The organism is Cellvibrio sp. PSBB023 (assembly GCF_002007605.1).
GTDB lineage: Bacteria > Pseudomonadota > Gammaproteobacteria > Pseudomonadales > Cellvibrionaceae > Cellvibrio.
In genome coordinates this window covers 109,751-119,135 of record NZ_CP019799.1, presented here as the reverse complement: position 1 = coordinate 119,135, position 9,385 = coordinate 109,751, and the positions used below count along the sequence as shown (strand labels likewise).

At 53.3% G+C, this 9,385-nt stretch carries 7 protein-coding genes; 4 read left to right on the top strand and 3 right to left on the bottom strand.

The genetic code is table 11. The features are described 5' to 3' along the window. Positions 1-218 precede the first annotated feature (218 nt). The gene (locus B0D95_RS00585) at positions 219-479 is read left to right on the top strand and encodes a hypothetical protein (RefSeq protein ID WP_078042074.1); all 261 of its coding nucleotides are present in this window, start codon (positions 219-221) and stop codon (positions 477-479) included. Positions 480-581: 102 nt separating this feature from the next. Continuing rightward, a complete protein-coding gene (locus tag B0D95_RS00580; RefSeq protein WP_078042073.1) occupies positions 582-1,205 on the top strand; it encodes a YigZ family protein in 624 nt (207 codons plus the stop codon). Here the strand turns inward: B0D95_RS00580 and B0D95_RS00575 are convergent. Beyond that, entirely contained in the window at positions 1,202-2,023 is an 822-nt protein-coding gene (locus B0D95_RS00575; RefSeq protein WP_078042072.1) for a sulfurtransferase, read from the bottom strand. The genes B0D95_RS00580 and B0D95_RS00575 overlap by 4 nt on opposite strands. A gap of 173 nt (positions 2,024-2,196) precedes the next feature. On the opposite strand from B0D95_RS00575, the gene B0D95_RS00570 reads away from it, so the two are divergent. Both B0D95_RS00570 and B0D95_RS00565 read left to right on the top strand, forming a co-directional pair. Beyond that, the gene (locus B0D95_RS00570) at positions 2,197-3,051 is read left to right on the top strand and encodes a YciI family protein (protein WP_078042071.1); all 855 of its coding nucleotides are present in this window, start codon (positions 2,197-2,199) and stop codon (positions 3,049-3,051) included. Between the two features lie 299 nt (positions 3,052-3,350). Next, positions 3,351-5,060 (top strand): diguanylate cyclase, encoded by a 1,710-nt coding sequence (locus B0D95_RS00565; protein WP_168172379.1) that lies wholly within the window; start codon positions 3,351-3,353, stop codon positions 5,058-5,060. On the opposite strand, the gene B0D95_RS00560 is transcribed toward B0D95_RS00565, so the two are convergent. Continuing rightward, on the bottom strand, positions 5,047-8,148 hold the full coding sequence (locus B0D95_RS00560; protein WP_149867834.1) for an ATP-binding protein: 3,102 nt from the start codon (positions 8,146-8,148) through the stop codon (positions 5,047-5,049). The two genes, B0D95_RS00565 and B0D95_RS00560, sit on opposite strands and share 14 nt — an antisense overlap. After that, complete coding sequence (locus B0D95_RS00555; protein WP_078042068.1) at positions 8,096-9,379, bottom strand: EAL domain-containing protein; 1,284 nt, start codon at positions 9,377-9,379, stop codon at positions 8,096-8,098. The genes B0D95_RS00560 and B0D95_RS00555 overlap by 53 nt, the downstream gene beginning before the upstream one ends. Positions 9,380-9,385 lie beyond the last annotated feature (6 nt).

Genomic DNA, 9,385 nt, shown 5'->3' with positions numbered 1-9,385 from the left:
CTCCTCACTAGAACGTACGAACGGTCTCCGCAACCGTTAGCTTTTTTTGCGATTTTACATTCGTAGGAAAAGTAGCGCCCGCCATTTGGCCGGGTGGAGAGGCGTAATACAAAACCCGAAAGGGAAATATGCCCGGAGCGTTTCGTACGGCTCTAGTTGACACCCGGCTTCCAGCTACTAACTGGAAGCCGTTAACTTAAACGTACGAAGAGGTTTTTATGAGCGATTTACAGGATGTATCACCTACCGACAATCCCCCTTCAAATATCAAACGCGAACTGGTTAACCTGTACGATTCCTACCGCGAGTTCCAGCATTATTGTGCGTTTTATTGCCAATCCAGCAGCGTGATAATCCGCCGTTTTGCCGTGGATTTGGATGCAGACTGTACAGAAGGCATTGAACGCTTTGCGCAACTAGTGACGGATAAGTCCGACGCTATTGATGCGCAGTTAAAGCGGTTGATGAATAAAGTTTAAAACACACCGAATGAAAATCCGATCAACCATGATCGGATTCGCGGCGCAACTTGGACTATCATTACCGCCTTTGCCGTTAACCTGAGTGCCCAGAGTTATTTCATGTCCACCTACACTATTCTCGCCGAGGCTATTGAATCCACCACTGAAGAAAAGAACAGTGATTTTTTGACGTTTCTACACCCTGTTACGTCCCGCGAGGAGGCGATGACGTATGTGGAGGGGTATCGCAAACAATATCCGGATGCGAGCCATGTGTGCTGGGCTTATGTGATTGGCAATACGCGGCAACCCAAAACCCAGGCATTTAGTGATGACGGTGAGCCATCCGGTACGGCGGGAAAGCCGATGCTGCATGTGCTCACTGAGCGGGATGTGGGTAATTCGCTCGCGGTGGTGGTGCGCTATTTTGGCGGGGTAAAGTTGGGAGCGGGTGGCTTGGTGCGCGCCTATTCGGGGGCGGTGTCCGAGGCGGTGAACCGTGCGCAATTAGTTCAGGTTACGCCGAGCGTGCAGTTGAACGTCATGGTGGATTTCGCCAGGGAAACGAAAGTGCGGCACCTTGTGAACTTGTACCAGGGGCAGATTGTGGATGTTGCTTATGCCAGCGAGGTGTCGATTGATATCAGCCTGCCTGCTGCACAAGCGGCGCAGTTTGCGCAGCAGGTGACCAATGAAACCGCTGGTGAGGCGGTGGTTCAGTTTGAAGATAAGGCTAATAATTAACGCTCAACCGGCAGCGATTCAATTGCGCCCCACTCCGCCCAGGAACCGTCGTACACGCGGATATTCTTGTAGCCACACAACAGCGCCGCAAGGTAACCAATACAGGCTGTCACACCTGAACCGCAAGAAAAAATTAATTCTTTATCAACACTGCAGCCAGCATCCTGGAATAATTTTTCCAATTCAGCACGCGGTTTGAAGCGACCATCGCGAATAAAATTGGCGTAGGGAATATTGGCCGAACCGGGAATGTGACCACTGCGCACACCGGCGCGCGGCTCCGGCACTTGACCATAAAAACGCGCCGCGCCTCTGACATCGATAATACGAACATCCGCCTTGCCAATCGCCGCTAATACATCCTCTTTAGTTGCCACACGATTGCTCTGCTCGCGCGCACTAAAATCCCCTTCACGGCTTGCCGTAACGCTGTCATGCGTAATGGGATAACCACTCGCCTTCCACGCGGGAATGCCACCATTTAATAACAACACATTGTTGCACCCCATGAGGGTTAGGTTGAACCACACTCGCGGCGCGGAATAAATACCGATGTTGTCGCACACCACAATGGATGAGTCATTATTAATACCCAGTGCCCGCGCTTTTATTTCAAACTCGCTGGCTGATAACAGGGTGTGCGGGAAAGGTGCATCGGTTGCGGAAAAATCGTCTATATCAAATAGCTGAGATGAGGGAATAAGGTCTGACTCGTTAATCGATTCCGCGCTCACCCCCACAGGCCTTAGCAAACAGCAGAGCAGTAAGTGGTTGTCCTGGTTCTGTAATGCTTGTAGTTGTAGGGGGTCGATTAGCATGTTGGCTCCTTGGGGGTTCGGTCAGGCTCAATGAGATTGAATCTATGGCGCAAAATCATAACCCATTTGTAAAAAATAGTTGGTTGGCTGTCGATTTCCCTTCGCCCTATTCGACTATTCATCAGTAATACCCTAAAACATCCCAAACAACTGTTCACTGAAGGAGAACAACGATGAAAGTCATGGTAATGGTTAAAGCCTCACCGGGTTCTGAAGCGGGAAAAATGCCGAGCGAAGCGCTGATGACGGCGATGATGAATTTTAATGAAGAGCTGGTAAAGGCTGGCATTATGGAGTCAGGTGATGGGCTTAAACCCACCAGCGAAGGCGTGCGTGTGCGGTTTGATGGCAGCAAACGTTTGGTCACTACCGGCCCTTTTGCCGAGACCAATGAATTAATTGCGGGCTATTGGATTTGGAATGTGAACTCCATGGAGGAAGCGATTGAATGGGTGAAGAAGTGCCCTAACCCCATGGAAGAGGAAGCCTCCGATATTGAAATTCGCACTTTTTATGAAATAGACGATTTTGCGGTGGCCGACCCTGATGGCAAATCCCGGGAAAAAGATAATGCACTGCGTCAGGCGCTGGCGATGCAACAGGTAGAGGTAAATAATTATTTGTTCTTCTCGGGCCGTTGCGATGAAGCCCTGGCGTTTTACCAGCAACATTTAAGTGCAGATATTAAATTCCTGATTCACTTTAACGAAAGCCCGGATACATTTCCCGAGGGAACCTTGCAAGCCGGTTTTGAAAACAAGGTGATGCACGCTGAATTCAGCTTGGGCAAGGTACGGATAATGGCGTCCGACGGCTGTAATGATGCGGAAACATTCAGCGGTTTTCGCATTGCATTAAATGTCCCGACAGAAGATGAAGCGCGCCGTATTTTTGCCGCACTGGCCAGCAACGGCGGCAAGGTGGATATGCCGCTGATGAAAACCTTCTGGTCACCGCTTTATGGACAAGTTACGGATCAGTTCGGTGTGGGTTGGATGGTGATGTTGCCGGGCGACGAACCGGCATAACCAACTTACCCGCAATCAATACGAATTAAAAAAACCGGTCGTGAATTGCGCTGATCCCTTCGGCGCATACACGACCGGTTTTTATTATGGGCAATAACAATTCACAGGAAAGTATTGGAGGGTGACCGGCAAGCATGCAGAAGGGTGTTAGAATCTGTTCATAAACTGCACGCTAGAGAATAGATAACAAGAGAACACACACCCAGATGATAAACAGGCTTTACTCCCTGAGCGGGAGCTTTTCCCGCTGTATAGGGCGGGGAATAAAACAATTATGGCCACTGATAATAATGCTGTGTATGAGTGCCAGCGCCACAGCAAGTGCGCCACCAGTAGCCGTGAATGCGATAGATGCCGGCACCGCGCCGCTGGGCAACTATGTGCAAATATTTACAGAGACCGGCGCACGCTTGCCCTGGTATGAAGCGCTGCGGAAATTCAACAACCGTGAGGCTACTGCCAGCACGCACAAGGTACTGGTAGCAGGTATTGGCGCACCGCCACACTGGCTGCGCCTGACATTAGACAATCACTCGGCACACACCATTGAGCGTCACTTGCTGATTGATGCTGCCTGGCTGGACGAGGTGGATGTGTACCAGCTCAATGCCGAGCAGCAACTGCAGCACACCTGGCATGCAGGGGATAGCAAAGCCTTTGCCGGGCGCAGCAAAGCAACTACCGGTTTTTTGTACCGCGTGCATTTGCCGCCGGGCACCAGCGATATTTTGATGCGGGTGGCTACGCCGGACCCACTGGTTGTGCCGGTGTATTTGCTCACCGCCAGCGCCTTTGAAAATAGAGCGACCCAACATTATTACAGCTACGGTTTTAGCTACGGCTACCTGCTCGCCTTAATCGCGTTTAATGGCATGTTGTATTTCGGATTGCGCGACCCTCGCCATCTGCTCTATGCGATTTTTTTAAGTATTTTTACCTTCGCTAATATTGCTTACACCGGCCATGGGTATATGTGGTTGTGGCCCAATTCCCCCGAATGGCAGCGCTGGGCAACCCCGGTATTGATCTGTTGCTTTGGCAGCGCGGGGTTGGTGTTTGCGATCAGCTTTTTAAATCTCCATACGGAACGCAAACGTTTGTCGCAACTGGTGATGACAATCATTGTGGTGTTTGCCCTGTTGTTGCTGTACGGCGTTGCTGCGCACCAGCAAACTTTTGTCCTGTATTTGACCTTTGTGTTTATGTTGTTTTATGCCCTGCTGATGTTGACTATGGGCATGGCCATGTTTAGCAGTAGCAGTACCGGAACGCGCTATTACATTTATGCGGCTATTACCGGAGTGCTGGGTGTGGCGATAACGGCTGCGTCGGTGTGGGGGTTTATCCCTTACAGTAAAGCGGGGTTTCGCGCGGCAGAGTTCGGCATGCTGGTGGAGGCGACGCTATTGGCACTGGCACTGGCGGCGCGTATCCGCGAGGTACAAACCAATCACTTGAATGCGGAAAAACTCGCCAGCACTGATCCACTCACCGGGCTTAAAAACCGCCGCGCGTTTTATCTCACCTCGCCGGCAATGTGGAGCAACAGCCTGCGCTATTCGCGCCCCTTGAGTGCCATTGTTCTGGATTTGGATCACTTCAAATGCCTGAACGATTCCCACGGCCACGCCAGCGGCGATCACGTTTTAAAAGTGGTGGGTGTGCTGCTGCGCCAACAGGTACGCTTGAGCGATTTGGTGGTGCGCTGGGGCGGTGAGGAATTTTTGTTGCTGCTCCCCGAAACCAATGCCACCGAGGCAACGGCTTTTGCTGAGCGCTTGCGCGAGTTACTCTCGGCACAACAAATTCGCTATGGCGACAAGCGTCTGCATGTCAGCGCCAGTTTTGGGATTGCCGAGCGACGGGTGAGCGATTCGTCTATCGACCAGTTAATCGAGCGCGCTGACAGTGCGCTTTACCAAGCGAAACACGCCGGGCGCAATTGCACACGCACTATTGGCGATACAGATATTGATGTGGAGGCCGAGCCCGTCATCAACCCGCACTAGGTACTGCCAGGGGCAACCCCAGTCGCACCAGTTCGATCATGGCCTGCAACTCGTCACTCAGGGTGCGGCAAGCGTTAGGCAACGCTGTTTGATCGTCACTGCCGTCGCGCAATAACTGCTCCAGTTGTTGCGCGACTTGTTCCAGCCTATTCATACCCAAACTGCCCGCGAGGGATTTGAGCGAATGCACTTGATTAAGGGCATCCACCGGGTCGTGCGCGACCAAGTCGGCCAACCCCGCCACCAGGTTGCTACGCTCAGAGGCAAAACGCTCCAATAAGCGGCGATAGAGCGCTTCGTTGTGCATGAGGTTGTGCAGCGCGCGCGCTGTATCTATACCGCCACGCCGCAGAATATCAAACGGGTTGGCCGCCGCGACCAATGGCACAACCTGATGCTGTGCCTGCCCCCAGCGCAACAACACCGATTGCAATTGCGCCGGTTCAATCGGCTTGGCCAGATAATCGTCCATACCGGCGGCAAGGTAGGCTTCCCTATCACCCGGCAAGGCATTGGCGGTGACGGCCACAATCGGGATAAAGGTGCCGGCCGCCAGCGTCCTGATACGCGCCGCCGCTTCCACACCATCCATGCCCGGCAGTTGGATATCCATAAAAATCAGCGCAAACCCTTGCTTCTGTACCGCCGCAATGGCCTCTGGCCCTGAACCGACACAGGTCACTTGCACCCCCATGGCGGTGAGCATGGTTTGGATAATTTCCTGGTTGAGCAGGTTGTCCTCCACCACCAATACCGGGCAGCGCTCTGGCAGCGGTTGTTCGGCAGGTTGTTCCACCGGTGTTTCCATAGCGGCGATGTGCACCTGTTTATCCAGCGTGACGCGCAACCGAAAGCAGCTGCCCTGCCCCAGAGTGCTTTTGACATCGATATGCGCCTGCATCAACTCCGCCAGGTTTTTGCAAATGGACAAACCCAGCCCTGTGCCTTCAAAGCGGCGCGCACTGGAGGTGTCCACCTGCTCAAACGGTTGGAACAATTTGGGCTGCTCATCGGCGGCAATGCCTATGCCCGTGTCTTCCACTTCAAACAGCAGTTCTACCTGCTCCGGCCAATCGCGCACCAAAGTAACACGCAGGGTTACGCGTCCCTGATCGGTAAATTTCACGGCATTGGCGCAGAAGTTAATCAGGATCTGCCCTAAACGCAGTTCATCGCCCAACAGCGGTTTGGGGATGGTGGGATCCACCTCGGCCCTGAGCAACAGGCCTTTGGCCGCGGCTTTTTCAAACACCAGGTCCAGGGTTTTATCCACTAACTGATCTATTGCAAACGGGCTGTTGTCCAGGGTGAGTTTGCCAGCTTCCATGCGCGAGAAATTCAAAATGTCGTTGATGATTTGCAGCAGGTGCTCGCCGGAGCCGCGCATTTTTTCCAGATAGGTGCGCAACCGTGGTTCTGGGCCGCTGGCGAGTGCAACGTGGGCCAACCCGATAATGGCGTTGAGCGGCGTACGAATTTCATGGCTCATATTGGCGAGGAAGTCGGCCTTGGTTTGGGAGGCCGCCAGGGCTTCGTCTTTGGCCATCATTAGTTCGTGGGTGCGCTCATTGACCAGCAGTTCAAGGTTTTGATTGACCTGTGCCAGTTGCTGGCCGGCCACAACCCGCTCGGTAGAATCCACCCACACAGAGGCAATCGCCTGGGGTGCCTGTTTGTGTTTGTATACCACCGGAAAACGCACAATGCGGTAATAGCGCGGCATGCCTTCCGCATCGACCACTTCGGCAACAAAATCCTTGCGGTAGGAATCGGTGCCCAGTGTGCGCTCGGCATCGAACAGGGGGCGCAGCCACGGGGGCAGCGGTAAGGTATCTATATCGCGTCCGAGCAAATCGGCTTTATCCAACCCAACCAACTCACAAAACGCGGGGTTTACCACTGTGATTTTGTTGTCGGGCGAGGTCATGTGAATGGGCGGTGGCAGGTTGTCCAGCAGTGAGCGAAAACGCCCCTCGCGCGACACCAGGCGACGGCGATTGATAATAGCAGTGACGGTGAGCAGCACAATTAACACACTCGCCCCCAGGCTGAGCGCGAGGATAATATTGCGCGAGGCAAGGTAGGGCGACATGGCTTCCTGCAGGTCCTGCTCGACAATAATGCCCAGCTCCATTTCATCCAGCCAGCGCCCGGCACCCGCAACGCGAGTACCGCGATAATCCGCGTAGTCCAAGCTGACAAAGCCGCCCTGGCGATTAATTAAAAAATCCACCATCCGGGTGAGTGGGCTTTGGGTGCCTTGCAGCGATAGCTCGTCTGCCATTATCGGATCGCCATTTTTGGCAGCCGAAAAACGCGGTGGGGTGACAAAAATACCCCGGCGATCGATTGCATAAATTTCGCCGGTACTGCCACTGCGGCCATTGTAAAAAATGGGGAAAAAACTGGACTGGGTATTAAATCGCAAACAGAAATACCCGGGGCGTGTCACGTCTGTTTCAAACGAAATACACATGTTTTGCATGAGTGTGCCGGCGGGTTGTGACCCGCGCGGGCCATTGAGCGGGCGCGCTGCCGCTACCGGGCGCGAAATAGCCGGCTGCTGCGCCAGTGCTTTATCCAATACTTCGTGCGTCTCTACCATGCGCACTGGCTGTTTGTGATAACTCTCACTGCTTGCCGCCACAAGCACGCGCTCGTTATTCATCACCGAATAGCCGTCAAACCCCATCACCATCAACACTGGGTACAACCACTCGCGCAGGGCCAGATGGGTAGCCGGGTTATCGCCCTGCTCCTGCAAAACTTGTTTCAATAACATGCGCCCTTGCACGGAATTGGCCAGCATATGAATTGCCGCCAGGTTTTGCTGCTGCCAGACATTGATCAGTTCGGTAAAGGAATTGAGTGAGGATTGCAGGTGCTCGCGCACAATGCGCTCTTGCATATTGTGTACGTGGCGCAACGCAAACAGGGTAGAAAAAATCAGCAGGGCTATGGCAAGCACTGCTGAGAAGAGGGTGGGATTAACCAGCGAGAGAACACGAAACAGTTTTGCCATCCAGGCAGGATGATTAGCTATCCGGGTATAGGTGTTTGGCATATGGTGTTTGACTTTGCGCGGCACGTTCAATCCAGCCCAGCAGCTCGCGTCCGGGTAATGGTCGCGCCAGCAGGAACCCCTGCGCCTGGTTACAACCCAGACTCTTGAGCAAGTGTAGCTCGGCTTCTGTCTCCACACCTTCGGCAACGGTGGTAATGCCCAAACGAATACCGGTATCAATGGCCGATTTTAAAATATTGCGCAAATACTGCCGCTCCGGTGCGCCGTGCACAAAGGAGCGGTCGATTTTTAATTCAGAAAACGGAAAGCGCGATAACTGCTGCATGGAAGAAAAACCGGTGCCGTAGTCATCGATAGAAATACCAAAGCCTTTCAGTCGCAAACGGCTGATGGTGGCAAGTGCAGAAGGCAGGTCGACCACCAGCGCACTTTCGGTAATTTCAAAGGTGATGAAATGGGCCGGAATTCCCTGGCGAATGACTCGCTGGATAATTTCGTTGGCCAGATTAAATTCCGCGAGGGATTTGGCGGAGAGATTCATCGCCACCGGGATGTAGTTGCCCTGCTCCCACCAGGTGTTCATGTCCTGCAGGATTTGCTCCAGCAGCGAGAGGGTTAAATCGCCAATCAAGCCGTGCTCTTCCGCCAAAGGGATAAACAAGCTTGGCGGAATCCAGTCACCCTGGGTGTTTTTCCAGCGTGCCAGCGCTTCTACGCCCGCTACTTTCATGGTGCTTAAATCGATTTTGGGTTGATAAAACACCTGGATACTGGCGCGTTCCAATGCTTGCTTGAGTTGTGCAAGGTCGATGTTTAAGGCGTTTTTGATCTGGGGTTCCGGCACTTCCGTCGCGGCGGCATAACTGCTCAGGGCATCGGATAAATCAGCGGGATTAATCGGTTTGCGAAAGGCGCCGAGCAAGGTAATGCCCAGGGCTTCGGCCATGGTGGCCACGGCACTGATCAGCACTTCATCGGAGCTGCTGGCGAGAATAACCGCCGGTTTGTGTGCGAGTGTGGCAATTTGCTGCAGCACTTCAATACCATCCATCACCGGCATTTCCAAATCCAGCATCATCACCGCCGGGGGCGGCACCTGCCGGGTTAAATGATCCAGCGCGAGCTTGCCATTGGGCACTTCGACTATGTTGTCGATACCAAATGCACGCAGGCACAAATGCGCGCTGTAGCGATGCATGCTGCTGTCATCCACCACCAATATACCGCGCTGATACAGATCCTCATGCAGATCGTCCACGGGGCTCAAGTTGATTGATGAGTGCAGCGATATCATAGGTGA